The organism is Serratia sp. X10, from assembly GCF_017811775.1.
In the GTDB taxonomy this organism is placed as follows: domain Bacteria; phylum Pseudomonadota; class Gammaproteobacteria; order Enterobacterales; family Enterobacteriaceae; genus Serratia; species Serratia ureilytica.
In genome coordinates, this window is record NZ_JAEIOH010000003.1 from 630,996 (window position 1) to 656,314 (window position 25,319).

Here is a 25,319-nt window from a genome sequence, read left to right on the forward strand (position 1 = left end):
AAAAAAGCGATCCGGGGATGTATTTATTTCGTTAAAAAAAGATAATCAGCGAGAAAATTATTTTTTTATCCGACTGCGGCGCTCGGAAATAAAATTAAATTCACCTTTAAGACACAATTATTTTACATTAAATAAACCTTTTCTGCGTATTTCCCCGCCGCGCATTTCTTCGCCAGATTCATCATACCTTTAGTTTTCCTTAACATACGGACTGCTCGTCACGATTCAGCGTGCCAACGCGTTGTTGTCATTGGTAAATTGTCACGCAGGGTTACATCTGTGACCCCCTTAACAGAAAGTGTCAACAAGCCGCTGACACTCCCTTAAGCATGTTTACAGTACTGCAACCTTCCCGTAAAATGCCCGCACACATGAAACGACAATTGAGCCTTTGTTATTGAGGTCGTTAGATGAGACTTAAGAAATACAATAAAAGTATTGGGATGCTGTCATTAATTGCAGGCACTGTATTGCTCAGTGGCTGCGATATGGTTTTGATGAATCCCAAAGGAGCAATTGGTGTTGAGCAACGGACACTGATTATCACTGCAATCGCGTTGATGTTGATCGTGGTGGTGCCAGTTATCTTCATGGCGTTCGCCTTTGCCTGGAAGTATCGCGCTTCCAACAAAGACGCCAAGTACAGTCCGAACTGGGCCCACTCCAACAAGATCGAAGCGGTCGTCTGGACCATTCCTATCATTATCATCGCCATCCTTGGCACCATTACCTGGAAGACCACCCACGAACTCGACCCGTTCAAGCCGATTGTCACCGACAAGAAGCCGATGACGATCGAAGTGGTGTCGCTCGACTGGAAATGGCTGTTCATCTACCCTGAACAAGGCATTGCGACCGTTAATGAGCTGGCTTTCCCGAAAGATGTTCCAGTCGAATTCAAGATCACCTCTAACTCGGTAATGAACTCGTTCTTTATCCCGCAGTTGGGTGGACAGATTTATGCGATGGCCGGCATGCAGACCAAACTGCACCTGATCGGCAACGAAGCCGGTGCCTACAAGGGCATCTCCAGCAGTTACAGCGGAGCAGGCTTCTCCGGTATGAAATTCACCGCGATCGTTACCCCGACCGAAGGCGACTTCGATCAGTGGGTGGCCAAGGTGAAGGCATCGCCTAAAAACCTGAACACCACCGACGACTTTAACAAACTGGCAGAGCCGAGTGAAAACAACCCGGTCGAGTACTTTGCCGCTGTCAAACCGAATTTGTTCAAAGAAACAATTGCCAAATTCATGGGCGACATGGATATGCACAAGGGCGCTGGCGCGCACGAAGGCATGGACATGAGCCAAGGTATGGACATGGGTGAACATGCTGCTCACGCCGGAGCCGAGGAATAACTGATGTTGGGAAAATTAACACTTGATGCGGTTCCGTACCACGAACCGATCATCATGGTCACCGTAGCCGCAATTATCGTCGGGGGCCTGGCAGTGCTGGCGCTGCTGACCTATTTCGGCAAATGGAAGTGGCTGTGGAGCGAATGGCTGACTTCGGTCGACCATAAAAAAATTGGTATCATGTACATCATCGTGGCGATGGTCATGCTGCTGCGCGGCTTCGCCGACGCCATCATGATGCGTAGCCAGCAGGCGTTGGCGTCCGCCGGCGAAGCCGGGTTCCTGCCGCCGCACCACTACGACCAGATCTTCACCGCGCACGGCGTTATCATGATCTTCTTCATGGCGATGCCTTTCGTGGTTGGCCTGATGAACGTCGTGGTGCCGCTGCAAATCGGCGCGCGCGACGTTGCCTTCCCGTTCCTGAACTCCCTGAGCTTCTGGTTCTTCGTGGTGGGCGTTGTGCTGATCAACATCTCCCTGGGGGTCGGTGAATTCGCTCAGACTGGTTGGCTGGCGTATCCGCCGCTGTCGGGTAAAGAGTACAGTCCTGGCGTCGGGGTCGATTACTGGATCTGGAGTCTGCAGATTTCCGGTCTGGGTACCCTGCTGACCGGCGTGAACTTCTTCGCCACCATTCTGAAGATGCGTGCCCCTGGCATGCCTATGATGAAGATGCCGGTGTTCACCTGGGCGGCGCTGTGTACCAACGTCCTGATCATCGTTTCTTTCCCAATTCTGACCGTCACCATCGCGCTGCTGACCCTGGATCGCTATCTGGGCACCCATTTCTTCACCAATGATATGGGCGGCAACATGATGATGTACATCAACCTGATTTGGGCCTGGGGTCACCCAGAGGTGTACATTCTGGTTCTGCCGGTATTCGGCGTGTTCTCCGAAGTCACCGCGACCTTCTCCAGAAAACGCCTGTTCGGCTATACCTCACTGGTATGGGCAACCATCGCGATCACCATTCTGTCGTTCATCGTCTGGCTGCACCACTTCTTCACCATGGGGTCCGGCGCGAACGTTAACGCCTTCTTCGGTATTGCCACCATGATCATTTCCATCCCGACCGGGGTGAAAATCTTCAACTGGCTGTTCACCATGTATCAGGGCCGCATCAAGCTCAACTCCGCAATGCTGTGGACCGTTGGCTTCATCATCACCTTCTCCGTGGGTGGTATGACCGGCGTTCTGCTGGCGGTGCCGGGCGCGAACTTCGTGCTGCACAACAGCCTGTTCCTGATCGCGCACTTCCACAACGTCATCATCGGCGGCGTGGTGTTCGGTTGCTTCGCGGGCCTGACCTACTGGTTCCCGAAATCCTTCGGCTTCACGCTGAACGAAAAATGGGGCATCCGCGCGTTCTGGTTCTGGATCATCGGCTTCTTCACCGCCTTCATGCCGCTGTACGCATTGGGCTTTATGGGTATGACCCGTCGTATCAGCCAGAACATCAACCCTGAGTTCCACCCTCTGCTGCTGGTTGCAGCCGGCGGTGCGGCGCTGATCGCCTGCGGCATCCTGTGCCAGCTGACCCAGATCTTCGTCAGTATCCGTGACCGCGAACAGAACCGCGATCTGACCGGTGACCCATGGGGTGCTCGTACTCTGGAGTGGTCAACTTCGTCTCCACCGCCGTTCTATAACTTTGCCGTAGTACCGCAGATTCATGACCGTGACGAGTTCTGGGACATGAAAGAAAAAGGTGAAGCCTATAAGAAACCGGCTAAATACGAACCGATTCATATGCCTAAGAACACCGGCGCCGGCGTTATCATCGCCTTCTTCAGCCTGGTATTCGGTTTCGCAATGATTTGGGAAATCTGGTGGATGGCTCTGGCTGGCTTCATCGGTATGATCGTTGTCTGGATCGGCAAGAGCTTCGATCACGATGTTGACTACTATGTGCAGGTTGATGAAATCGAGCGCATTGAGAACCAACACTACGAACAAATCCGTAAAGCAGGCGTGAACCATGTCAACTGAAACTCTGACCAATCATAACGCAGCCCATGCAGAGCATGGGCACCACGACGCGGGTGAGACCAAGGTCTTCGGATTCTGGATCTACCTGATGAGCGACTGTATTTTGTTTGCGAGCTTGTTCGCGACTTATGCAGTCCTGGTGAACGGGACCGCGGGCGGTCCTACCGGCAAAGACATCTTCGACCTGAAGTTTGTCCTGGTCGAAACTTTCCTGCTGTTATTCAGCTCCATCACCTACGGCATGGCGATGATCGCCATGAACAAGGGTAAAGTTGGCGGTGTAAACACCTGGTTGTTCCTGACCTTCCTGTTTGGTCTGGGCTTCGTGGCGATGGAAATCTATGAATTCCATCACCTGATCGCCGAAGGCTTCGGTCCGGATCGCAGCGCGTTCCTGTCCAGCTTCTTCGCGCTGGTCGGCACCCACGGTCTGCACGTGACTTCCGGCCTGATTTGGATCATCGTGCTGATGATTCAGGTAAGCAAGTTCGGCCTGACCGCGACCAACAAAACCCGCCTGATGTGCCTGAGCCTGTTCTGGCACTTCCTGGACGTGGTCTGGATCTGCGTATTTACCGTTGTCTACCTGCTGGGGGTTATGTAATGAGCCATTCATCCCATGAAACCTCTCACGGCGGCGCAAGCCACGGCAGCGTGAAGTCATACCTGATCGGCTTTATCCTGTCGATCATCCTGACGGTAATTCCATTTGCGATGGTAATGAACGGCACTGCCTCTCATTCCACCATCCTGGCGGTTGTTGTCGGTATGGCGGTTATCCAGGTGATTGTTCACCTGGTTTACTTCCTGCACATGAACACCTCATCGGAAGAGCGCTGGAACCTGGTGGCATTGCTGTTCACCGCTATGATCATCGGTATCGTTGTTGTAGGTTCACTCTGGATTATGTACAACCTCAACATCAATATGATGGTCGATTAAGAGCTGAGCTGCACGTGATGATTAAGCAATACCTGCAAGTCACTAAACCAGGAATTATTTTCGGCAATTTAATTTCTGTCGTTGGGGGATTCCTGCTCGCTTCCAAAGGGAGCATCGACTATCCCCTGTTTCTCGCCACCCTGGTGGGTGTCTCGTTGGTGGTCGCGTCGGGCTGTGTGTTTAACAACTACATCGACCGCGACATCGACAAGAAGATGGAGAGAACGAAGAATCGGGTGCTGGTAAAAGGCCTGATCGCGCCGAGTGTCACCCTGGTTTATGCGACCGCGTTGGGTATTGTGGGCTTCGCGTTGCTGTATATCGCGGCCAACCCGCTGGCCATGTGGCTGGCGGTGATGGGCTTCGTGGTTTATGTCGGCGTTTATAGCCTGTACATGAAGCGCCACTCGGTCTACGGCACGCTGATCGGCAGCTTGTCGGGCGCCGCGCCGCCGGTTATCGGTTACTGCGCGGTCACCAACGAGTTCGACGCCGGCGCGTTGATCCTGCTGGCTATCTTTAGCCTGTGGCAGATGCCGCATTCTTATGCGATCGCTATCTTCCGCTTTAAAGATTACCAGGCGGCCAACATTCCGGTGCTGCCGGTGGTGAAAGGCATTTCCGTCGCCAAGAACCACATCACGGTCTACATCCTGGCGTTTATGATCGCCACGCTGATGCTGACCCTGGTGGGCTACGCCGGCTACAAATACCTGATCGTCGCTGCGGCGGTGAGCGTATGGTGGCTGGGCATGGCGCTGCGCGGTTACAAAACCGAAAACGACAGCGTCTGGGCGCGTAAACTGTTCGTGTTCTCCATCGTCGCCATCACCTCGCTGAGCGTGATGATGTCGATCGACTTCAGCGCCACGGCGGCGCCTGAAGCGCTGGTGACCTACGTTTGGTAAGCCAAATCATCTGTTAATGGGCCGCGTATGCGGCCCATTTTATTTGTCACGCCGAAAAGCGGCCAAACTGTAATATCTGTTAAACAACATTCGATTTACCCCCCCTGCCCTGCACACTAAAATGACGCAGCTTTACAGAAATCATGCCATCAGGCGCTGTCTCAACGTCTGATGGCATGGTTTTTACCGAGGTTTGACGTGAACGATAATTCAATGACCCCGCAGGAGCGCCGCGCCACCTGGGGATTGGGCACCGTATTCTCCCTGCGCATGCTCGGCATGTTTATGGTATTGCCGGTGTTGACCACCTACGGCATGGCGCTCAACGGCGCCAGCGAAGCGCTGATCGGCATCGCCATCGGCATTTACGGCCTGGCGCAGGCGGTATTTCAGATCCCGTTCGGCCTGGTGTCCGATCGCATCGGCCGTAAGCCGCTGATCGTCGGCGGCCTGCTGATCTTTGCCCTCGGCAGCGTGATCGCCGCCGTCACCGACTCTATTTGGGGCGTGATCCTCGGCCGCGCATTGCAGGGCTCCGGCGCCATCGCCGCCGCGGTGATGGCACTGCTCTCCGATCTGACCCGCGAGCAGAACCGCACCAAGGCGATGGCGTTTATCGGCGTCAGCTTCGGCATCACCTTCGCCATCGCCATGGTTCTGGGCCCTATCATCACCCACGCCTTCGGCCTGCACGCGCTGTTCTGGATGATCGCCGTGCTGGCGCTGGCCGGCATCGTCATCACCCTGGCGGTGGTGCCTTCCGCCGACACCCATCTGCTGAACCGCGAGTCCAGCATCGTGCGCGGCAGCTTCCGCAAAGTGCTGAGCAACTCGCGCCTGTTGAAACTCAACTTCGGCATCATGTGTCTGCACATTCTGCTGATGTCGAGTTTCGTGGCGCTGCCGCTGGCGATGGAAAAAGCCGGGCTGGCGGCCAGCGAACACTGGATCGTCTACCTGGTGACCATGCTGGTGTCGTTCGCCGCCGTGGTGCCGTTCATTATCTATGCCGAGAAATATCGCCGCATGAAGCAGGTATTTATGGGCTGCGTGGCGGTGCTGTTCTGCGCCGAAGTGCTGCTGTGGCTCTCCGGCGCTCATCTATGGGGCATCATCGCCGGCGTGCAGCTGTTCTTTATGGCCTTCAACGTGATGGAAGCCATCCTGCCTTCGCTGATCAGCAAAGAATCGCCGGCCGGCTACAAGGGCACCGCGATGGGGGTGTACTCCACCAGCCAGTTTATCGGCGTGGCGATCGGCGGCAGCCTTGGCGGCTGGCTGTACGGTTTGCAGGGGGCAGGCTTGGTGTTTATCGCCGGCGCGGTATTGGCCGCCGTCTGGTTCCTGGTCAGCAGCACCATGAAAGAGCCGCCGTATGTCAGCAGCCTGCGCATTACGCTGTCGGAACTGGCGGTGAAGGATTCGGCGCTGGAAAGCCGCCTGAAGGCGCAGCCCGGCGTGGCCGAGGCGATCGTGGTGCCGGAAGAGCGCAGCGCCTACGTCAAGGTGGATACCAAGCAGACCAATCGCGGTCAGTTGGAAGCGCTGGTCAATTCGCTGTAAAGAATCGGGGGCGGCCCAGCCGGCCCCCGCGCGGTTAATAGCCGGAGGTGGTGTTAAGGCACCCCCGGGCCAGATCGCCGCCGCGCACCAGCGCCATTACGCTCTGCAAATCGTCGCGTGACTTGCCGGTCACTCGCACTTCTTCGCCCTGGATCTGCGCCTGCACCTTCAGCTTGCTGTCTTTGATCAGCTTGACGATTTTCTTCGCCACGCTGGTTTCAATTCCCTGCTTCAGCTTGGCTTCCACGCTGTAGGTTTTACCGCTGTGGGTAAACTCTTCCGGGATCTCCAGCGCGGCGCCGTCGATGCTGCGCTTGCTCAGCTTTTCGCGCAGAATGTCGAGCAACTGCTGCACCTGGAAATCAGACTCGGTGGCAACCTTGATGCTTTGATTCTTCTCGTTTAGCTCAAAGCTGGCCGGCACGTTGCGAAAATCCCAGCGGGTGCCGAGATCGCGGGTGGCGTTCTCAACGGCGTTACGCACTTCCTGCATATCAATTTCGGAAACGATGTCGAAAGATGGCATACTTCTTCCTCCTGAATGAGTGCCTAATAGCTTAGGCGATTTTGATGCCGAGCATGATAACCGCTTTGCCGCCTCAGACAAAATCTGCTGAACGCACGCAGGGATAGCGCTTCAGGCTGCCATAAAGCCTATAGTTAATTCACGGTAATTGAGCGGTATTCCCGTGTTTCCAAGGAGACTGAATGAAAATAACCATTCTTGGTTGCGGCGCGCTCGGACAACTGTGGCTCTCCCGGCTGTATCAGCAGGGCCACGATGTACAGGGATGGCTAAGAGTGCCGCAGCCTTTTTGCGCCGTGAACGTGATAGAGCCGGAAGGCGTCTCGTTTAATCGCAATTTGCCCACCAACGATCCGGAGCACCTCGCGCAAAGCGAGCTGCTGCTGGTGACGCTGAAAGCCTGGCAGGTATCCAGCGCGGTCAGCGCGCTGTTGCCGAAGCTGAGCCCCCGATGCGCCATCTTGCTGCTGCACAACGGCATGGGCACTCAGGAGGAGCTGCCGCCGAACGGCCAGCCCATCTTGCAGGGCACCACCACCCACGCCGCGCGCCACGAAGGCAGCACCATTATCCACGTCGCCACCGGCATCACCCACATCGGCCCCACCTCACCGGCCGCCCAGCACCTCAGCCACCTGGCGGAAGTGCTGCATCAGGCGCTGCCCGACGTCGCCTGGCATAACAACATCGCCTCGGCCAACTGGCGCAAGCTGGCGGTCAACTGCGTGATCAACCCGCTGACGGCGCTGTACGGCTGCCGCAACGGCGATCTGCAGCGCTACCCGGAGCAGATTGAAACGCTGTGTCGTGAAGTCGCCAGCGTGATGGCCATGGAGGGTTACCACACCTCCTGCGAAGGCCTGATGCAATACGTGATGGACGTGATCCACAGCACCGCCGACAACGTTTCATCGATGCTGCAGGATATCCGCAGCCAGCGGCATACCGAGATCGACTACATCACCGGCTACCTGCTGCGCCGCGCGCGCAGCCACGGCCTCACGCTGCCGGAGAATGCGCGGCTGTTTGAATTGATTAAACGAAAGGAAAATGAATATGAGCGTATCGGCGCTGGTCTGCCTGGCACCTGGTAGCGAAGAAACCGAAGCCGTCACCACCATCGATCTGCTGGTGCGGGCGGGCGTTAAAGTCACTACCGCCAGCGTCGCCGGCGACGGCGAGCTGACTATCGTTTGTTCGCGCGGCGTCAAGCTGCTGGCCGACGCGCCGCTGGTGGCGATCGTCGATGAGCCTTTCGACGCCATCGTGCTGCCCGGCGGCCTGCAGGGGGCGGAATGCTTCCGCGACAGTCCGCTGCTGGTGGAAAAAGTGCGGCAGATGCATCTGCAGGGCCACATCGTCGCCGCCATCTGCGCGGCCCCGGCGCTGGTGCTGCAGCACCACGATCTGTTCCCGATCGGCAACATGACCGGTTTCCCGGGTTTGAAAGATCGGATACCGGCGGATAAATGGATGGAGCGCCGCGTGGTGTACGACGCGCGCGTCAACCTGCTCACCAGTCAGGGGCCGGGCACCGCGATGGAGTTTGCGCTGAAGCTGATCGATCTGCTGCTCGGCAAGGCCAAAGCGGCGGAGATCGCCGCGCAGCTGGTGCTGATCCCTGGGATGTACGATTTCCGCGACTGAGCGGCTTGCCGATAAAAAAAGGGCTGAACACCGGTTCAGCCCCTCTCGTTTACGCCGCGGCCCGCGTTACGGGCGATAAACCTTCACGTTGCTGAAACCCTGCTCCAGCAGGTACAGCGCCTGCAGACGGCTCATCACGCCGCGCTCGCAGTACAGCAGATAGGTTTTGCTCTGATCCAGATCGCCGAACTGGGTGCTCAGCTTGTAGAACGGCAGCGCTTTCACTTCAACCTGTTCCAGCTGCAGCGGCTTCTCTTCCTGTTCGTCGTTGGAACGGATATCCAGGATCACCTCGTCGGCGCCGAAGGCTGCGACGGTTTCCACCTCGGTCACCTGCTCCTGCGCCTGCTCAGCGATGGAGCGAATATCGACGTTCTTCGCCTCGCTCACCACCCGATCGAGAATGCTGAAATCGAAGTGGCTTTCTTCCTCTTCAATCTTGGCCTTGACGGCTTTTACCGTCGGGCTCTTCGAAATCACGCCGCAGTATTCCGGCATGGTTTTGGCGAAGTCCTCGGTGCCGATTTCACGCGCCAGTTTGATGATGTGCTCTTTATCGTGCGAGATCAGCGGACGCAGGATCAGCGTATCGGACGCATTGTCGATCAAGCGCAGGTTGGTCAGCGTCTGGCTGGACACCTGCCCCAGCGCTTCACCGGTAACCAGCGCCTGCACGCCATAGCGTTCGGCCACTTGCGAAGCGGCGCGCACCATCATGCGCTTGAGCACCACGCCCATCTGGCCGTCGTCGACTTTCTCCAGGATCTCGCCCACCACCGGTTCGAAGTCGATGGCGACGAAGCGCACCTTGTGCGAGCTGGCGAAACGGTTCCACAGATAGTGCGCCACCTGCTTCACGCCAATCTCATGCGCGGCGCCGCCCAGGTTAAAGAAGCAGAAGTGCACGCGGCAGCCGCGACGCATCAGCATATAGCTGGACACGCCCGAGTCGAAACCGCCGGAAATCAGCGACATCACGTCTTCCTGAGTGCCGACCGGATAACCGCCGATGCCTTCGAGGCGGCGTTTAACCAACATCAGCTTGTCGTCTTCGATCTCGAGGTTTACCGTGACCTGCGGGCGGGTCAGGTTAACGCGCGCGCTGTCGATATGCTGGTTCAGACCGCCGCCGACGTAGCGCTCCACGTCCTGCGAGTTGAACGCCTGCTTGCCGCGGCGCTTGACGCGCACGCAGAAGGTTTTGCCTTCCAGCTGGGCGCGGTAGGCTTCCAGCGTCTGCTCGAAGATGTGGTGAATATCGGTATAAGCGCGATCTTCCACTTCCAGAATATGGTGGATGCCGGGAATGCGCGTCAGCGCGTCGGCGATGACCGGCCGCTGGTTTTCATCTTTGGCGCGAACTTCGATATGATCCCAGTGACGGACGACCGCCAGCGTTTCATCATACTGCTTCAGGACGTTGCGAATATTGGTCGAGAGAATCTTGATAAAGCGCAAGCGCACAGATTGGCTCTTGATGGTGATTTCCGGGAACAATTTAATGATAAACTTCATGGCGGTCTTTGTTGTCAGATAAGAATTACGGCGCGGAGTATATCACCATATCGCCGTGCTCTGCGCACAAAACCACACATGAGCGCCATGATTTGCTAATCAAGATCCGCTAGGATAGGCTCTGGCGCCAGGGTTCACATGATGACGTAAAAAGAAAATTATGCCGAAAAAACCAGCACAATCAGCCAGTACAGAGCAAACAGCCAGCTTTGAAAGCGCCCTCGGCGAGCTGGAAAGCATCGTGACGCGTCTGGAATCAGGCGAACTGCCGCTGGAAGACGCGCTGAACGAGTTCGAACGCGGTGTGCAGCTGGCGCGTCAAGGCCAGCAGAAACTGCAACAGGCGGAACAGCGTGTGCAGATCCTCCTTAACGACAGCGCCGACGACGCGGCGTTGGCGCCTTTCACACCGGATACCGAGTAACCGACATGTCTGAGATCGTCCCATCGGCCGCTTTTGCCGATCAACTGCAGATTTTCCGCCGGCGCGCCGATCGCGCGCTGCTGGATTTCATCGCCCCGCTGCCGTTCAACGACGGCAACATGGTGGCGGCGATGCGTCATGGCGCCTTACTGGGCGGCAAGCGCCTGCGCCCGTTCCTGGTGTACACCATCGGCCAGATGTTCGGCGTATCGCTGACCAACCTGGACGCGCCGGCGGCGGCGGTGGAATGCATTCACGCCTACTCGCTGATCCACGACGATCTGCCGGCGATGGACGACGACGATCTGCGCCGCGGCCAGCCGACCTGCCACATTAAATTCGGCGAAGCCAACGCGATCCTGGCCGGCGATGCGCTGCAAACGCTGGCGTTTTCGATCCTGGCCGATGCCGAAATGCCCGACGTGGCGCTGCGCGATCGGCTGGCGATGGTCTCCGAACTGGCGGCAGCCAGCGGCGTCGCCGGCATGTGCGGCGGCCAATCGCTGGATCTGGAAGCCGAAGGCAAGCGCGTCGATCTGCAGGCCCTGGAACAGATCCACCGCCACAAAACCGGCGCGCTGATCCGCGCCGCGGTGCGTCTGGGCGCGCTGAGCGCCGGCGAAGCAGGACGAGCGGCGCTGCCGCAGCTGGATCGTTACGCCGCCGCGGTCGGCCTGGCGTTCCAGGTGCAGGATGACATTTTGGACGTTGTCGGCGAGACTGAAAAGATCGGCAAGCGCCAGGGAGCGGACCAACAACACGGAAAGAGTACCTACCCGGCGTTACTCGGGCTTGACAGCGCGAAAGCAAAAGCGTGGGATCTCTATCAGGAAGCATTAGCTGCATTAGACACTTTGGCAGCGCAATCTTATAACACAGCGCCATTGCGAGCGTTAGCCAGCTTCATTATTGAACGCGACAATTAACGTGTGACGTTAACTCCTCTGATATGAGTATCGAATGAGTCTTGATATAGCCAAATACCCAACCCTGGCGCTAGCGGAAAACCCCGAGGAACTCCGCTCACTGCCCAAAGAGAGCTTGCCGAAGCTGTGCGATGAGCTGCGGCAATATCTGCTGAACAGCGTCAGTCGCTCCAGCGGCCACTTTGCCTCCGGGCTGGGTACCGTCGAACTGACGGTGGCGTTGCATTTCGTCTACAACACGCCGTTCGATCATCTGGTGTGGGACGTCGGCCACCAGGCCTACCCGCACAAAATCCTGACCGGCCGCCGCGATCGGATCGCCACTATCCGGCAAAAGAACGGCCTGCACCCCTTCCCGTGGCGCGCCGAAAGCGAATATGACGTGCTGTCGGTCGGCCATTCGTCAACCTCGATCAGCGCCGGCCTCGGCATGGCGGTGGCGGCAGAGCGTGAAGGCAAAGGCCGCCGCACGGTGTGCGTGATCGGCGATGGCGCCATCACCGCCGGCATGGCGTTCGAAGCGATGAACCACGCCGGTGACATCAATCCGGACATGCTGGTGGTGCTGAACGACAACGAGATGTCGATCTCGGAAAACGTCGGCGCGCTGAACAACCATCTGGCGCAGCTGCTGTCCGGCAAGCTTTACTCCACCCTGCGCGAAGGCGGCAAGAAAGTGCTGGCCGGCGTGCCGCCGATCAAGGAGCTGGTGAAACGCACCGAAGAGCACCTGAAAGGCATGGTGGTGCCGGGTACGCTGTTCGAAGAGCTGGGCTTCAACTACATCGGTCCGGTAGACGGGCACGACGTACAGGGCCTGGTCGCCACGTTGAAAAACATGCGCGATCTGAAAGGCCCGCAGCTGTTGCACATCATGACCAAGAAAGGCCGCGGTTACGCGCCGGCGGAGAAGGATCCGATCAGCTTCCACGCGGTGCCGAAGTTCGATCCCGCCAGCGGCACGCTGCCGAAAAGCGCCGGCGGTCTGCCGACCTATTCGAAAATCTTCGGCGACTGGCTGTGTGAAACCGCCGCCAAAGACAGCTCACTGATGGCGATCACGCCGGCGATGCGCGAAGGTTCCGGCATGGTGCAGTTCTCGCGCGACTATCCGCAACAATATTTCGATGTGGCGATCGCCGAGCAGCACGCGGTCACCTTCGCCGCCGGGCTGGCGATCGGCGGCTACAAGCCGGTGGTGGCGATCTACTCCACCTTCCTGCAACGCGCCTACGATCAGTTGATCCATGACGTGGCGATCCAAAACCTGCCGGTGATGTTCGCCATCGATCGCGGCGGCATCGTCGGCGCCGACGGCCAGACCCACCAGGGGGCGTTCGATCTGTCGTTCATGCGCTGCATCCCGACCATGGTGATCATGACGCCGAGCGACGAAAACGAATGCCGCCAGATGCTGTATACCGGCTATCACTACAACGACGGCCCGAGCGCCGTGCGCTATCCGCGCGGCACCGGCACCGGCGCGGCGCTGGAGCCGCTCAGCCTGCTGCCGATCGGCAAAGGCGTGGTGCGTCGCCAGGGGGAAAAGATCGCCATTCTCAACTTCGGCACCCTGCTGCCGGAGGCCGCGCAAGCGGCGGAAGCGCTCAACGCCACGCTGGTCGACATGCGCTTCGTCAAACCGCTGGACGAGCAGCTGGTGCTCGAACTGGCCGCCAGCCATGAAACACTGGTCACGCTGGAAGAGAACGCCATCATGGGCGGCGCCGGCAGCGGCGTCAACGAACTGCTGATGGCCAAACGCCGTCCGGTGCCGGTGCTGAACCTCGGCCTGCCGGACAGCTTCGTCTCGCAGGGCACCCAGGAAGAACTGCGCGCCGATCTGGGGCTGGACGCCGCCGGCATTCAGCGCCAGATCGAAACCTGGCTGGCGCAGTAATCGCCGCCCGCCCTGATAAAACGCCTCCGCCTTCGGGGGCGTTTTCATTTCCGCCCTCCGGGATCCGCGCTACAGTTACTGTCTGAGCTGTGAATGGGAGGCAAGCATGAAGTATCTCAAACTGGGCAACACCGATCTGAACGTCTCGCGCATCTGCCTGGGTTGTATGACCTACGGCGAACCGAGCCGCGGCAATCACGCCTGGACGCTGCCGGAAGAGAGCAGCCGCCCGCTGTTGAAACAGGCGCTGGAAGCCGGCATCAACTTTTTCGACACCGCCAACAGCTATTCCGACGGCAGCAGCGAGGAGATCCTCGGCCGGGCGCTACGCGACTATGCACGCCGCGAGGAGGTGGTGATCGCCACCAAGGTCTATTTCCCGCTGAGCAACCTGGAGCGCGGTTTGTCGCGCGCCAACATCATGCAGTCCATCGACGACAGCCTACGCCGTCTCGGCACCGACTATGTCGATTTGCTGCAAATCCATCGCTGGGATTACGAAACGCCGCTGGAAGAGACGCTGGAAGCGCTGCACGACGTGGTGAAAGCCGGTAAGGCGCGTTACATCGGCGCCTCCTCGATGTACGCCTGGCAGTTCGCCAAGGCGCTGTATACCGCCGATCTGCACGGCTGGACGCGCTTCGTCAGCATGCAGGATCAATACAACCTGATCCAGCGCGAAGAAGAGCGCGAGATGCACCCGCTGTGCGCCGCCGAAGGCATCGCCGTACTGCCGTGGAGCCCGCTGGCGCGCGGCCGCCTGACCCGCCCCTGGGGCGAAACCACCGCGCGGCTGGTTTCCGACCAGTTCGGCAAGAGCCTGTACGAAGAAACTGAAGGCATCGACGCCATTATCGCCGAACGCGTCGCTAGCCTCGCCGAAGAACGCGGCGTTTCACGCGCGCAGATCGCGCTGGCTTGGCTGCTGAACAAACCGGCGGTCAGCGCGCCGATCGTTGGCGCGTCACGCAGCGAGCAGTTGGACGACGCCATTGCCGCGGTCGATTTGAGTTTGTCGCCGCAAGAGGTGGCGGAGTTGGAAACGGCTTACGTGCCGCATCGGGTGACGGGGTTTGAATAAGAGAAGCGGGCGCGAAGAACCGCGCCCGGCTGTCAGAACAGCCCGATCGGCCAGTGGTGCCCAATCAGGTAGATGATGCCCGCAGACAGCACGCCGGCGATGATATCGTCGACCATGATGCCCATGCCGCCATGCACGTTGCGGTCAAACCAGCGGATCGGCCACGGCTTCCACATGTCCAGAATGCGGAAGATGACGAAACCGGCGGCGACCCAGCGCCAATCGTTGACCGGCAGCGCCATCAGCGTGATCCACATGCCGACGAACTCATCCCAGACGATGCTGCCGTGATCGTGCACCTTCATGTCTTTTGCCGTGCGGTGGCAAATATAGACGCCGATGCAAATGCTGAACATCACCGTCAGCGAGTAGAGCTGCCACGGCAGTTGGATCAGCAGCAGCCAGAACGGGATCGCCGCCAGCGATCCCATGGTGCCCGGCATCACCGGTGACAAACCGCTGCCGAAACCGGTGGCCAGCAGGTGCCACGGATTGCTCATCCGCAGCCGACGCTTGGCTTCATCCATGGGTGCCCGGCTCCGCGTTGAAATGATCGAACCCGGCCCAGTCCAGCACCACCGCCTCGTCGTTGCGGTAATAGCGAATGCCTTCAGACAGCGGGCCAATCTGGCCGATACAGGTGTAATCGGCCCCGAGGTGGCTCAGCGCCACGTCCAGCGCGCCGCGGTTGATCTCCGGCACGGTGAAGCACAGCTCGTAGTCTTCGCCGCCCGCCAGCGCCCAACGCAGCGCCTGCTCGGCATCCGCGTGGCTGCTCAGCGCCTGCGACATCGGCAGCTCATCCAGCACGATGCGCGCGCCGCAGTCGCTGGCCTTCAGGATGTGTTTCAGATCGGAGATCAGGCCGTCGGAGATGTCGATCGCCGAACTGGCCAGATCGCGCAATGCCTGCCCCTGCAACACCCGCGGCTGCGGGCGCAGATGGCGAGCGACCAGATAATCGCGCGCCGCGCTATCCGTCACCGCCAGACGATCCTGCAGAATCGCCAGACCGGCGGCGCTGTCGCCCAGCGTGCCGGTCACATAGATCCAGTCGCCGATGCGCGCGCCGCTGCGGGTTAACGCCCGGCCGGCCGGGATCAAGCCCTGAATGGTCAAGGTCATGCTCAGCGGGCCGCGCGTGGTATCACCGCCGATCAGCTGCATGCCGTAATAGTTGAGCTGATCAAACAGGCTGTCGCTGAAGGCCTTCAGCCAGGGCTCGTTCACCTCCGGCAGGGTCAGGGCCAGCGAGAGCCACGCCGGATCGGCGCCCATCGCCGCCAGATCGCTCAGATTGACCGCCAGCGCTTTATACCCGAGATCGGCCGGATCGATGTCCGGCAGGAAGTGAATGCCCGCGACCAACGTATCGGTACTGACGGCCACCAGCTGTTTTTCCGGCACTGCCAGCAGTGCGCAGTCATCTCCAATGCCCAACTGTACATCCCGGCGCACGCGCTTAAACCGGTCAAAATAGCGGGCAATGAGGTCAAATTCGCCGCATGCCATATCGATATTCCACTAGAAGAAATTAAGGCCGGGAATGCCGGCCTTAATGTTTTTACTTTTTCTTGCGAAGGGTTGGCGCCACTTTATCCAGCACCCCGTTCACAAACTTGTGGCTGTCTTCCGCGCCGAAGGTTTTCGCCAGTTCGATCGCTTCGTTGATCGCCACCTTGTAAGGGACATCCTCGCGCATTTTCAGTTCAAACAGCGCGACGCGCAGCACCGCGCGTTCCACCTGGCCCAGCTCTTCGAGCTGACGCGACAGGTAAGGCGCCATCAGTTCGTCCAGCATACCTGCATTCACTGCCGCGCCGGACAGCAACTCGCGAAAATAGGCGACGTCAACATCTTTGACATCCTGCTCCGTCAGGAACTGGTGTTCAACATCGGCAAGGTCGTTTTTAGACAACTGCCAAGAGTAAAGCGCTTGAACAGCGCACTCACGAGCGCGGCGACGAGCAGCAGGTTTCACGGAATTCCCCTTAACTAAATTCAGGCTTTAATAGCTTTGATAACATTAATCATTTCAAGTGCGGTCAACGCGGCTTCAGCGCCCTTGTTGCCCGCTTTGGTGCCGGCGCGTTCGATCGCCTGTTCGATGCTTTCGGTGGTCAGCACGCCAAAGGCAACCGGGATTTCGGCATTCATCGCAACGTTGCCGATGCCGGAGCTGGCTTCGCCCGCCACATATTCGAAGTGCGCGGTGCCCCCACGGATAACGGTGCCCAGCGCGATAACCGCGTCGTATTTGCCGGTTTTGGCCAATACGCTCGCCGTCAGCGGCAGCTCGTAAGCGCCCGGGACCCAGACAACGGTGATGTTGTCGTCAGCAACCTGACCAATGCGTTTCAGCGCGTCGATGGCGCCTTCCAGCAGGCTGTCGTTGATGAAATTGTTAAAACGTGCAATTGCGATCGCCACACGGGCATTTGGAGTAGCAACAACACCTTCGATAACTTTCATGGGCTTTCCTTAAAAATGGGTTCAATACCCCGCAGGGGGGCGGATTCTATCATATTCTTTCATCGCCTGCGCGGCGCTTTTGTAAAACCGGCGCGCGGGCGCGAGATTCAATGTTTCGCCCGCAGGCGCAAACGCAGATCGGGGCCAACCTGGCGCACGTCGCTAAAGACGAATTCCGGTGCGTCGGCCAGACGCTCAAGGCCCGGCAAATGACACAGGCCGCGGCCATTATCGCCCAACAGTTTTGGCGCGATGTACAAAATGAGCTCATCCACCAGGCCGGCCTGCAGCAGCGCGCCGGCCAGCGTCGCCCCCGCCTCCACCCAGATTGAATTCACCTGGCGCTTGGCCAACAGCATCATCATCACCACCAGATCGACGCCGCCGCCGTGCGCCGGGCAGATGAACTGCTCGACGTCTTGCGGCCAGGCCTGTTCATCCGCCTGCAGGCGCGCCAGCCAGGTGGCGCCCGGCTGCTGCACCACGCGGTGTTGCGGGGTAATGCGATTTTGGCTGTCCAGCAGGATGCGCAGCGGCTGACGCAGATTTTCGCGCGGATAGAGGCTCTGGGTTTCGGCGTCCAGCTCATCCCAACGCACCGTCAGCGACGGATCGTCCGCCAGCACGGTGGCGCTGGTGCTGAGAATCGCGGCGCTCTGCGCGCGCAGCCGCTGCACGTCCTGACGCGCTTCGGGTGAGGTGATCCACTGGCTTTCGCCGGAGGCCATCGCCGTGCGGCCGTCCAGCGACGCGCCCAGCTTCAGTTGCACATAGGGAAAACCGGTGCGCATGCGTTTGAGGAAGCCCAGGTTGACCGCTTCGGCTTCGGCCAGCATCAGGCCATGACGCACCTCGACGCCGGCCTGCTGCAGCTTGTACAAGCCGCGCCCGGCCACCTGAGGATTGGGATCTTGCATCGCCGCGACCACTCGCGTTACGCCGGCGGCCACCAGCGCATCGGCACAGGGCGGCGTGCGGCCGTGATGGCTGCACGGCTCGAGCGTCACATAGGCGGTGGCGCCGCGCGCCTTGTCGCCCGCCATGCGCAGCGCATGCACTTCCGCGTGCGGCTCGCCGGCGCGCAGATGATAACCTTCACCGACAATTTCGCCGTCGCGCACGATAACGCAGCCGACGTTCGGATTGGGCGCGGTAGTGAAACGCCCCAGCCGCGCCAGCTCGAAGGCGCGCGCCATGTAAAATTCGTCGTGATGCATGAAAGATCCTTTAGTCTTGCAGGCGGGCAATCTCTTCGCCGAACTCGCGCACGTCTTCGAAGCTGCGGTACACCGACGCGAAGCGAATGTAGGCGACCTTATCCAGCTTTTTCAGCGCGTCCATCACCAGATTGCCGACTAACTTGGTCGGCACTTCGCGTTCGCCGGTGGCGCGCAGTTGGGATTTGATATGGTTAAGGGCGTTTTCCACGTCGTCCGAGCTGACCGGGCGCTTCTCCAGCGCTTTCAGCATGCCGCGACGCAGCTTGTCTTCGTTGAACGGCTCGCGCACCTCATCGCTTTTAATCACTCGCGGCATCACCAACTCGGCCACCTCGAAGGTGGTGAAACGTTCATTGCACACCAGACACTGGCGGCGGCGGCGCACTTGCGAACCGTCCCCCACCAGGCGGGAATCAATGACTTTGGTATCAACGGCGGCGCAGAAAGGGCAATGCATAACACGTCCTGATAAACGTTTTTTATAGATAAATGCAGTTTAACCCGAAGTGAAGCCACAACAAAGGGCGTCGGCCATTTGTTGCGACACGCAGCCGGGAAGCGGTGCCGATATGACTTTCCCCTCCGGGCGGACTAAGCTGATAACAGGAGATTCAGCATAGGAAATCGCCGTCATGACAACCCGTTACCCCAAAATCGCCCTGCTCGCCGCCGCCGCGTTGCTCAGTGGCTGCGCGCACAACGCCGCCGTGCCTCAGCTGCGCCATCAGGTCGCGGCGCTGAACCAGAAAATGAGCGTATTGACCGATCAGGCCACCGCGCTGGAGCGGCAAAACCAGCTCAATCAGCACTCCGATAACGGCGTCTACCTGCTGCCGGCTGCGCGGAGCGCCGCCCGTTTGCAAAGCGACATCGGCGAGCTGAGCGTTTCGCTGAGCCACATCAAGAGCGAAGCCAACGGCACCCAGGCGCAATTGCATGTGCGCATCCTCTCACAGGCCACGCTGCCGCCGTTTAAAGCGGTGGTGGAATGGGGCCAACTGGACGCGGCCACCGGCCGGCCATTGACCGCCGAGGCGCTGTCGCAACCGATCGCCAGCGCCGACTCGCTGCTGCCGAAACCCGGCCAGGACTTCGAGCTGCGCTTCAGCGGCCTGACGCCGGAACAGCTGGGCTATATCCGTCTGCACAGCCTGGTTTCGACCGCCCAGCCGGCGGTGGTGCAGCCGCGCTGAAATCGAGGCAAAAAAAAGGAGCGCCCATCGGCGCTCCTTCTCATTTCGCTGAATACTGCGGCGGTTAAGGCAGAATCGAAGGCTGATCGGCGCCCTCTTTTTCCACTTTTTGCTGCAGCATGTGCTCGCGTTTCATCCCCAGTTTCAACGCCAGCGCGGACGCGACGTAGATAGAGGAAACGGTACCGATCGACACGCCGATCAGCATCGCCAGCGAGAAGCCTTGCAGCATCGCGCCACCGAAGATGTACAGCATCAGCACCACCATCAGGGTAGTACCGGAAGTCATCAGCGTACGGCTCAGCGTCTGGGTCAACGACACGTTCATGATCTCGTAAGGCGTGCCGCGGCGGATCTTGCGGAAGTTCTCACGAATACGGTCGGAGACCACGATGCTGTCGTTCAGCGAGTAACCGATAACCGACATCAGGGACGCGACGATGGTCAGGTCAATCTCGATGTGGAACAGCGACAGCACGCCCAGCGTGATGATCACGTCGTGCGCCAGCGCGATAACCGCCCCCAGCGCCAGGCGCCATTCGAAGCGGAAGCCGACGTAGATCAGGATACAGATCAACGCCACCAGCAGCGCCATGCCGCCGGTTTGCGCCAGCTCGCTGCCCACGCTCGGGCCGACGAACTCAATGCGCTTCACGGTGGCGTTTTTATCCACCGAGTCGTTGATCACGCCGATCACCTTATTGCCCAGTTCCTGGCCTGCGGTGCCGGTCGCCGGTGGCATGCGCACCATCACGTCGCGGCTGCTGCCGAAGTTCTGGATAATCGGATCCTGGAACCCGGCCTTCTCCAGCGTATCGCGCATCAGATCGAGGTTAGCCGGCTTCTCCAGGTTGATTTCAATCACCGTACCGCCGGTGAAATCCAGGCCCCAGTTAAAGCCGCGCACCGACATGGTGGCGATCGACGCGACCAACAGCACCAACGAGATGCCGAAGGCCACGTAGTCCCAGCGCATAAAGTCGTAGACTTTACGGCCGTAGTTGAGTTGCTCAACAGTATAATCCTGTGCCACAACGCACTCCTCAGATAGACAGCTTGTTAATGCGTTTGCCGCCGTAAAGCAGGTTGACGATGGCACGGGTACCGACAATCGCGGTGAACATGGACGTCGCCACACCGATAGCGGTGGTGATCGCAAAGCCCTTGATCGAACCGGTGCCGACTGCGTACAGGATGACCGCGGTGATCAGGGTGGTGATGTTGGCGTCGACGATACTGGAGAACGCGCCTTTATAGCCCTCATGGATCGCCTGCTGAACGGACCGGCCGTTCTTCAGCTCTTCCTTGATACGTTCGTTAATCAGTACGTTGGCGTCGACCGCCACCGCCAGCGTCAACACGATCCCGGCAATGCCCGGCATGGTCAGCGTCGCCCCCGGCAACAGGGACATCACGCCGACGATCAGCACCAGGTTGGCGACCAGCGCCGTGGTGGCGATCACGCCGAATTTACGGTACCAGACCACCATGAAGACGATGGACGCCACCAGGCCCCACAGACAGGCTTCCAGACCTTGGGTAATGTTCTGCTGACCCAGGGTTGGACCGATGGTGCGCTCTTCAACGATCTGAATCGGCGCAATCAGCGCACCCGCGCGCAGCAGCAGCGAAAGCTGACGCGCTTCGTTCGGGTTGCCGATGCCGGTGATGCGGAAGCTGTTGCCCAGACGCGACTGAATGTTCGCCACGTTGATCACTTCTTCCTGTTTCACCAGCACCGCACGGCCGTTGGCGTCTTTCTTGCCGCTGTCCTTATACTCCACGAACAGGGTCGCCATCGGCTTGCCGATGTTGTCCTTGGTGAAGTTGGACATCGACGTGCCGCCGGCGCTGTCCAGCGAGATGTTAACCTGCGGCTGGTTGTATTCGTCGGTGCTCGAGGTGGAGTCGGTGATGTGGTCACCGGTCAGGATCACGCGCTTGTACAGCACGATCGGCTGGCCGTCACGGGTGTACTTCACCTCGGAATCGCCCGGCACGCGGCCGTTGGCCGCCGCAGTGGCGTCCGCATTGGTGTTCACCAGACGGAATTCCAGGGTCGCGGTAGCGCCCAGAATTTCTTTGGCGCGCGCGGTGTCCTGAATGCCCGGCAGCTCGACCACGATGCGGTCAGAGCCCTGGCGCTGCACCAGCGGTTCGGCAACGCCGAGCTGGTTAACGCGGTTACGCAGGATAGTGATGTTCTGCTGGACGGCGTATTCGCGCGCTTCGCTCAGACGGGCGTCCGTCAGGCTGGCTTTCAGGGTGTTGGCGCCATTGGCGGACAGCACCAGATCGCGCTGACGCGGGCCGATGTAGCTGATGGCCTGGTCACGGGCCGCATCGTCGCGGAAGCGAACTTCCACGCCGTTATTGTCCAGCTTGCGGATAGACGCGTAAGGAATGCCCTTCTCGCGCAGCTCGCTGCGCAGGGTATCCATGGTCTGTTCCTGCAGCTTGCTCAGCGCGGTGTCCATGTCCACTTCCATCAGGAAGTGCACGCCGCCGCGCAGGTCCAGGCCGAGTTTCATCGGCTCTGCGCCCAGCATGGCCAGCCAGGTCGGCGTGGCCGGCGCCAGGTTCAGCGCCACGACGAATTTGTCACCCAGCTCGGTCACCAGCGCTTCGCGGGCGCGCAGCTGAACGTCAGGATCTTTAAAGCGAGCCAGGATGGCGCCATTTTCCAGCGCAATCGACTTGCTCGCGATGTTGTCTTTTTCTAATACGGTACGGACCTGGTCCAGCGTAGTTTCACTGGCGGCGACGCCGCGCGCGCCAGTGATTTGTACGGCCGGATCCTCACCGTAGATGTTGGGAAGCGCATAAAGCAGACCGACGAGGATCACGACGATCAACATCAGATACTTCCACAAAGGATAACGGTTTAGCACGGCAATTCCCTTAGGGAAAAAAGATTACAGGGCCTTCATGGTACCTTTCGGCAGAACGGCCGCCACGAAGTCACGCTTGATCATCACTTCCGTGGTGTCGTTCAGCGCGATGGCGATGATGCCGGTGTCGGCCACTTTGGTCACGCGACCGATCAGGCCGCCGGTGGTCAGCACTTCGTCGCCTTTACCGATGGAGTCCATCAGCTTCTTGTGATCTTTCGCGCGCTTCTGCTGTGGGCGCAGGATCATGAAGTAGAAGATCAGGCCGAACACCACCAGCATAATGATCAGAGAGTACGGGCTTCCCTGAGCCGGAGCCCCTGCGGATGCGACGGCGTCAGAAATGAAAAAGCTCATTGAAATTCCCTCATTAAGTTATCAATTATTAGATCAAGCGTTTAAAGGCGGAATCGGCTTGCCGATCCGACCATAGAAATCCGCAACAAACTGCTCTAATTTACCCTCTTCGATAGCCTGGCGTAAACCCGCCATCAGGCGCTGGTAGTGACGCAGGTTATGAATTGTGTTCAGTCGAGCACCCAATATTTCGTTGCAACGGTCGAGATGGTGCAAGTAGGCGCGGCTGTAATGGCGACACGTGTAGCAATCACAGTCCTTATCCAGCGGAGAAGTATCATCCTTGTGCTTGGCATTACGGATTTTTACCACACCGTCAGTCACGAACAGATGGCCGTTGCGGGCGTTGCGGGTCGGCATGACGCAGTCGAACATGTCGATGCCGCGGCGCACGCCTTCCACCAAATCTTCCGGCTTGCCGACGCCCATCAAATAGCGTGGCTTATCTTCCGGAATTTGCGGGCAAACGTGTTCAAGAATGCGATGCATATCCTCTTTCGGCTCGCCTACAGCCAAGCCGCCCACAGCGTACCCATCAAAGCCGATATCCACCAGCCCTTTTACTGAAACATCACGTAAATCTTCGTAAACGCCGCCCTGAATGATGCCGAACAGCGCATTTTTATTTTCCAGCTCGTCGAAACGCTGGCGGCTGCGCTGCGCCCAACGCAGCGACATTTCCATCGAGCGCTTGGCGTAGTCCCAGTCCGCCGGGTACGGCGTGCATTCATCGAAGATCATCACGATGTCGGAACCCAGGTCATACTGGATTTCCATCGATTTTTCCGGGCTCAGGAACACCTTGTCGCCGTTGATCGGGTTGCGGAAGTACACGCCTTCCTCTTTGATCTTGCGCATCGCCCCCAGGCTGAACACCTGGAAACCGCCGGAGTCGGTGAGGATCGGGCCCGGCCACTGCATGAAATCGTGCAGATCGCCGTGCAGCTTCATGATCTCCTGGCCAGGGCGCAGCCACAGGTGGAAGGTGTTGCCCAGCAGGATCTGCGCGCCGGTCTCTTTCACTTCTTCCGGCGTCATGCCCTTGACCGTGCCGTAGGTACCGACCGGCATAAAGGCCGGGGTTTCCACTACGCCGCGGTCGAAAATCAGGCGGCCGCGGCGTGCGCGGCCATCGGTAGTTTGTAGTTCGTACTTCACAAAGCCTCCAGCATCAGAGAAACAGTCTGATGTCGTTGAAACGGGGCCGCGCCGTGGGCGCAGCCCGGGAAATTAACCGCCGACAGACTCGTTTTCCGCCTGCGGATTACGGCTGATGAACATCGCATCGCCGTAGCTGAAAAAGCGATACTGCTCGGCCACCGCCTGCTGATAGGCGTTCATGGTATTTTTGTAGCCGGCGAAAGCCGACACCAGCATGATCAGGGTGGACTCCGGCAGGTGGAAGTTGGTTACCAGCGCGTCGATCACCTGATAGTGGTAACCCGGATAGATAAAGATGCTGGTGTCGCCGAAGAACGGCGCAATCAGCGCCTCTTTGCTGGCCGCCGCGGCGCTTTCCAGCGAACGCACCGAGGTGGTGCCCACTGCCACCACGCGCTTGCCGCGCGCTTTGCAGGCCAGCACCGCATCCACGACCTCCTGCGGCACTTCGGCGTATTCGGCGTGCATCACGTGATCTTCGATGGTTTCCACGCGCACCGGCTGAAAGGTGCCGGCGCCGACGTGCAGCGTCACAAACGCCATTTCAACGCCCTTGGCGCGCAACGCCGCCAGCAGCGGTTCGTCGAAGTGCAGACCGGCGGTCGGCGCGGCGACCGCGCCCGGCTTCTCGCTGTAGACCGTCTGATACAGTTCGCGGTCGGCGTCTTCATCCGGGCGAGCGATATAAGGCGGCAGCGGCATATGGCCGGCCGCGTTGAGAATGGTGAAGACATCGCGTTCGTCGTTGAAGCGCAGCTCGAACAGCGTCTCGTGGCGCGCCACCATGGTGGCGGCGATGCTCTCGTCATCCCCCAGCAGCAGCTCGGCGCCCGGCTTGGGCGCTTTCGACGCGCGCACGTGCGCCAGCACGCGATGGTCGTCCAGCACGCGCTCCACCAGCACTTCAATCTTGCCGCCGCTGACCTTGCGGCCGAACATGCGCGCCGGGATCACGCGGGTATTGTTGAACACCAGCAGATCGCCGGCTTCCAGCTTGTCCAGCAGATCGGTGAATACGCCGTGCGTCAGCGCCCCGCTCGGCCCGTCCAGCTGCAGCAGGCGGCATGCGCTGCGCTCGGCCTGGGGATAGTGGGCAATCAGGGATTCGGGAAGTTCAAACGAAAAATCAGCGACGCGCATGGGTATTCACTTCTTCAATTTAAGACTGGTTGGTAAAAAACAGGCGGCCTAGTCTAAAGCCGGGGGCGGTCAGCGGCAAGAAATAAGGAGGATTTGC

General features: G+C 59.3%; 26 protein-coding genes. 13 read left to right on the forward strand and 13 right to left on the reverse strand.

From position 1 onward, the window contains the following. Window positions 1–410: 410 nt before the first annotated feature. The 6 genes from cyoA (at window position 411) to J9788_RS13440 (ending at window position 6,769) form a co-directional block, all read left to right on the forward strand. Complete coding sequence (cyoA, locus tag J9788_RS13415; protein ID WP_033642069.1) at window positions 411–1,361, forward strand: cytochrome o ubiquinol oxidase subunit II; 951 nt, start codon at window positions 411–413, stop codon at window positions 1,359–1,361. A gap of 3 nt (window positions 1,362–1,364) precedes the next feature. Beyond that, window positions 1,365–3,356, forward strand: a complete 1,992-nt coding sequence (gene cyoB, locus J9788_RS13420) for a cytochrome o ubiquinol oxidase subunit I (RefSeq protein WP_046897530.1) — start codon at window positions 1,365–1,367, stop codon at window positions 3,354–3,356. Continuing rightward, a complete protein-coding gene (locus tag J9788_RS13425; protein WP_046897531.1) occupies window positions 3,346–3,960 on the forward strand; it encodes a cytochrome o ubiquinol oxidase subunit III in 615 nt (204 codons plus the stop codon). The genes cyoB and J9788_RS13425 overlap by 11 nt, the downstream gene beginning before the upstream one ends. Further along, a complete protein-coding gene (locus J9788_RS13430; protein ID WP_004940369.1) occupies window positions 3,960–4,298 on the forward strand; it encodes a cytochrome o ubiquinol oxidase subunit IV in 339 nt (112 codons plus the stop codon). Before J9788_RS13425 ends, J9788_RS13430 begins: the two co-directional genes overlap by 1 nt. A 17-nt stretch (window positions 4,299–4,315) precedes the next feature. Continuing rightward, the gene (gene cyoE / locus J9788_RS13435) at window positions 4,316–5,206 is read left to right on the forward strand and encodes a heme o synthase (protein WP_025301761.1); all 891 of its coding nucleotides are present in this window, start codon (window positions 4,316–4,318) and stop codon (window positions 5,204–5,206) included. Between the two features lie 198 nt (window positions 5,207–5,404). Beyond that, entirely contained in the window at window positions 5,405–6,769 is a 1,365-nt protein-coding gene (locus tag J9788_RS13440; RefSeq protein ID WP_028128216.1) for an MFS transporter, read from the forward strand. Between the two features lie 34 nt (window positions 6,770–6,803). Here J9788_RS13440 and J9788_RS13445 read toward each other — a convergent pair whose 3' ends face one another. After that, window positions 6,804–7,295: a YajQ family cyclic di-GMP-binding protein gene (locus tag J9788_RS13445; protein ID WP_209333058.1), complete on the reverse strand. Its 492-nt coding sequence runs from the start codon at window positions 7,293–7,295 to the stop codon at window positions 6,804–6,806. A gap of 182 nt (window positions 7,296–7,477) precedes the next feature. Between J9788_RS13445 and panE the strand changes: the two genes are divergently transcribed. Then, the gene (panE, locus tag J9788_RS13450; RefSeq protein WP_046897532.1) at window positions 7,478–8,389 is read left to right on the forward strand and encodes a 2-dehydropantoate 2-reductase; all 912 of its coding nucleotides are present in this window, start codon (window positions 7,478–7,480) and stop codon (window positions 8,387–8,389) included. Then, the gene (yajL, locus tag J9788_RS13455; protein WP_033642064.1) at window positions 8,352–8,942 is read left to right on the forward strand and encodes a protein deglycase YajL; all 591 of its coding nucleotides are present in this window, start codon (window positions 8,352–8,354) and stop codon (window positions 8,940–8,942) included. The genes panE and yajL overlap by 38 nt, the downstream gene beginning before the upstream one ends. 66 nt (window positions 8,943–9,008) lie before the next feature. On the opposite strand, the gene thiI is transcribed toward yajL, so the two are convergent. Beyond that, complete coding sequence (gene thiI, locus J9788_RS13460; RefSeq protein ID WP_033642063.1) at window positions 9,009–10,457, reverse strand: tRNA uracil 4-sulfurtransferase ThiI; 1,449 nt, start codon at window positions 10,455–10,457, stop codon at window positions 9,009–9,011. 160 nt (window positions 10,458–10,617) lie between these two features. On the opposite strand from thiI, the gene xseB reads away from it, so the two are divergent. The 4 genes from xseB (at window position 10,618) to J9788_RS13480 (ending at window position 14,788) form a co-directional block, all read left to right on the forward strand. Beyond that, window positions 10,618–10,881, forward strand: a complete 264-nt coding sequence (xseB, locus tag J9788_RS13465; RefSeq protein ID WP_033642062.1) for an exodeoxyribonuclease VII small subunit — start codon at window positions 10,618–10,620, stop codon at window positions 10,879–10,881. A 5-nt stretch (window positions 10,882–10,886) separates the two neighbouring features. Beyond that, a complete protein-coding gene (ispA, locus tag J9788_RS13470) occupies window positions 10,887–11,807 on the forward strand; it encodes a (2E,6E)-farnesyl diphosphate synthase (protein WP_182265030.1) in 921 nt (306 codons plus the stop codon). 34 nt (window positions 11,808–11,841) lie between these two features. Further along, window positions 11,842–13,707 (forward strand): 1-deoxy-D-xylulose-5-phosphate synthase, encoded by a 1,866-nt coding sequence (gene dxs / locus J9788_RS13475; RefSeq protein ID WP_031300022.1) that lies wholly within the window; start codon window positions 11,842–11,844, stop codon window positions 13,705–13,707. 106 nt (window positions 13,708–13,813) lie between these two features. Beyond that, complete coding sequence (locus J9788_RS13480) at window positions 13,814–14,788, forward strand: aldo/keto reductase (RefSeq protein WP_182265031.1); 975 nt, start codon at window positions 13,814–13,816, stop codon at window positions 14,786–14,788. Window positions 14,789–14,820: 32 nt separating this feature from the next. Here J9788_RS13480 and pgpA read toward each other — a convergent pair whose 3' ends face one another. The 6 genes from pgpA to nrdR form a co-directional block, all read right to left on the reverse strand. Beyond that, on the reverse strand, window positions 14,821–15,315 hold the full coding sequence (pgpA, locus tag J9788_RS13485; RefSeq protein ID WP_033634010.1) for a phosphatidylglycerophosphatase A: 495 nt from the start codon (window positions 15,313–15,315) through the stop codon (window positions 14,821–14,823). Beyond that, the gene (gene thiL / locus J9788_RS13490; protein ID WP_046897533.1) at window positions 15,308–16,300 is read right to left on the reverse strand and encodes a thiamine-phosphate kinase; all 993 of its coding nucleotides are present in this window, start codon (window positions 16,298–16,300) and stop codon (window positions 15,308–15,310) included. Before thiL ends, pgpA begins: the two co-directional genes overlap by 8 nt. A 52-nt stretch (window positions 16,301–16,352) precedes the next feature. Continuing rightward, a complete protein-coding gene (gene nusB, locus J9788_RS13495) occupies window positions 16,353–16,769 on the reverse strand; it encodes a transcription antitermination factor NusB (protein ID WP_004940384.1) in 417 nt (138 codons plus the stop codon). 20 nt (window positions 16,770–16,789) lie between these two features. After that, the gene (gene ribE / locus J9788_RS13500) at window positions 16,790–17,260 is read right to left on the reverse strand and encodes a 6,7-dimethyl-8-ribityllumazine synthase (RefSeq protein ID WP_004940385.1); all 471 of its coding nucleotides are present in this window, start codon (window positions 17,258–17,260) and stop codon (window positions 16,790–16,792) included. A 107-nt stretch (window positions 17,261–17,367) separates the two neighbouring features. Beyond that, a complete protein-coding gene (gene ribD, locus J9788_RS13505; RefSeq protein WP_182265032.1) occupies window positions 17,368–18,477 on the reverse strand; it encodes a bifunctional diaminohydroxyphosphoribosylaminopyrimidine deaminase/5-amino-6-(5-phosphoribosylamino)uracil reductase RibD in 1,110 nt (369 codons plus the stop codon). A 10-nt stretch (window positions 18,478–18,487) separates the two neighbouring features. Beyond that, complete coding sequence (nrdR, locus tag J9788_RS13510; RefSeq protein ID WP_004940387.1) at window positions 18,488–18,937, reverse strand: transcriptional regulator NrdR; 450 nt, start codon at window positions 18,935–18,937, stop codon at window positions 18,488–18,490. A 175-nt stretch (window positions 18,938–19,112) separates the two neighbouring features. Here nrdR and J9788_RS13515 point away from each other — a divergent pair, with 175 nt between their 5' ends. Continuing rightward, the gene (locus J9788_RS13515) at window positions 19,113–19,673 is read left to right on the forward strand and encodes a DUF3251 domain-containing protein (protein ID WP_182265033.1); all 561 of its coding nucleotides are present in this window, start codon (window positions 19,113–19,115) and stop codon (window positions 19,671–19,673) included. 64 nt (window positions 19,674–19,737) lie between these two features. On the opposite strand, the gene secF is transcribed toward J9788_RS13515, so the two are convergent. From secF to queA, 5 genes are all read right to left on the reverse strand, one after another. Beyond that, complete coding sequence (secF, locus tag J9788_RS13520; RefSeq protein WP_019454209.1) at window positions 19,738–20,706, reverse strand: protein translocase subunit SecF; 969 nt, start codon at window positions 20,704–20,706, stop codon at window positions 19,738–19,740. Between the two features lie 10 nt (window positions 20,707–20,716). After that, window positions 20,717–22,564, reverse strand: a complete 1,848-nt coding sequence (gene secD, locus J9788_RS13525; RefSeq protein ID WP_072056030.1) for a protein translocase subunit SecD — start codon at window positions 22,562–22,564, stop codon at window positions 20,717–20,719. Between the two features lie 24 nt (window positions 22,565–22,588). Next, on the reverse strand, window positions 22,589–22,921 hold the full coding sequence (gene yajC / locus J9788_RS13530) for a preprotein translocase subunit YajC (RefSeq protein ID WP_004940391.1): 333 nt from the start codon (window positions 22,919–22,921) through the stop codon (window positions 22,589–22,591). Between the two features lie 33 nt (window positions 22,922–22,954). Then, the gene (gene tgt, locus J9788_RS13535) at window positions 22,955–24,079 is read right to left on the reverse strand and encodes a tRNA guanosine(34) transglycosylase Tgt (RefSeq protein WP_016928877.1); all 1,125 of its coding nucleotides are present in this window, start codon (window positions 24,077–24,079) and stop codon (window positions 22,955–22,957) included. Between the two features lie 72 nt (window positions 24,080–24,151). Continuing rightward, the gene (queA, locus tag J9788_RS13540) at window positions 24,152–25,222 is read right to left on the reverse strand and encodes a tRNA preQ1(34) S-adenosylmethionine ribosyltransferase-isomerase QueA (protein ID WP_004940394.1); all 1,071 of its coding nucleotides are present in this window, start codon (window positions 25,220–25,222) and stop codon (window positions 24,152–24,154) included. Window positions 25,223–25,319 lie beyond the last annotated feature (97 nt).

Excerpts from the sequence above, each read along its gene's own strand:
- thiL (WP_046897533.1), bottom strand. The coding sequence starts at position 16,300 with ATGGCATGCGGCGAATTTGACCTCATTGCCCGCTATTTTGACCGGTTT.
- cyoE (WP_025301761.1), top strand. The coding sequence starts at position 4,316 with ATGATTAAGCAATACCTGCAAGTCACTAAACCAGGAATTATTTTCGGC.
- queA (WP_004940394.1), bottom strand. The coding sequence starts at position 25,222 with ATGCGCGTCGCTGATTTTTCGTTTGAACTTCCCGAATCCCTGATTGCC.
- dxs (WP_031300022.1), top strand. The coding sequence starts at position 11,842 with ATGAGTCTTGATATAGCCAAATACCCAACCCTGGCGCTAGCGGAAAAC.
- cyoA (WP_033642069.1), top strand. The coding sequence starts at position 411 with ATGAGACTTAAGAAATACAATAAAAGTATTGGGATGCTGTCATTAATT.
- J9788_RS13430 (WP_004940369.1), top strand. The coding sequence starts at position 3,960 with ATGAGCCATTCATCCCATGAAACCTCTCACGGCGGCGCAAGCCACGGC.
- ribE (WP_004940385.1), bottom strand. The coding sequence starts at position 17,260 with ATGAAAGTTATCGAAGGTGTTGTTGCTACTCCAAATGCCCGTGTGGCG.
- xseB (WP_033642062.1), top strand. The coding sequence starts at position 10,618 with ATGCCGAAAAAACCAGCACAATCAGCCAGTACAGAGCAAACAGCCAGC.
- panE (WP_046897532.1), top strand. The coding sequence starts at position 7,478 with ATGAAAATAACCATTCTTGGTTGCGGCGCGCTCGGACAACTGTGGCTC.
- ribD (WP_182265032.1), bottom strand. The coding sequence starts at position 18,477 with ATGCATCACGACGAATTTTACATGGCGCGCGCCTTCGAGCTGGCGCGG.
- yajC (WP_004940391.1), bottom strand. The coding sequence starts at position 22,921 with ATGAGCTTTTTCATTTCTGACGCCGTCGCATCCGCAGGGGCTCCGGCT.
- J9788_RS13515 (WP_182265033.1), top strand. The coding sequence starts at position 19,113 with ATGACAACCCGTTACCCCAAAATCGCCCTGCTCGCCGCCGCCGCGTTG.
- thiI (WP_033642063.1), bottom strand. The coding sequence starts at position 10,457 with ATGAAGTTTATCATTAAATTGTTCCCGGAAATCACCATCAAGAGCCAA.
- pgpA (WP_033634010.1), bottom strand. The coding sequence starts at position 15,315 with ATGGATGAAGCCAAGCGTCGGCTGCGGATGAGCAATCCGTGGCACCTG.
- yajL (WP_033642064.1), top strand. The coding sequence starts at position 8,352 with ATGAGCGTATCGGCGCTGGTCTGCCTGGCACCTGGTAGCGAAGAAACC.
- J9788_RS13445 (WP_209333058.1), bottom strand. The coding sequence starts at position 7,295 with ATGCCATCTTTCGACATCGTTTCCGAAATTGATATGCAGGAAGTGCGT.
- J9788_RS13425 (WP_046897531.1), top strand. The coding sequence starts at position 3,346 with ATGTCAACTGAAACTCTGACCAATCATAACGCAGCCCATGCAGAGCAT.
- J9788_RS13480 (WP_182265031.1), top strand. The coding sequence starts at position 13,814 with ATGAAGTATCTCAAACTGGGCAACACCGATCTGAACGTCTCGCGCATC.
- nrdR (WP_004940387.1), bottom strand. The coding sequence starts at position 18,937 with ATGCATTGCCCTTTCTGCGCCGCCGTTGATACCAAAGTCATTGATTCC.
- ispA (WP_182265030.1), top strand. The coding sequence starts at position 10,887 with ATGTCTGAGATCGTCCCATCGGCCGCTTTTGCCGATCAACTGCAGATT.
- cyoB (WP_046897530.1), top strand. The coding sequence starts at position 1,365 with ATGTTGGGAAAATTAACACTTGATGCGGTTCCGTACCACGAACCGATC.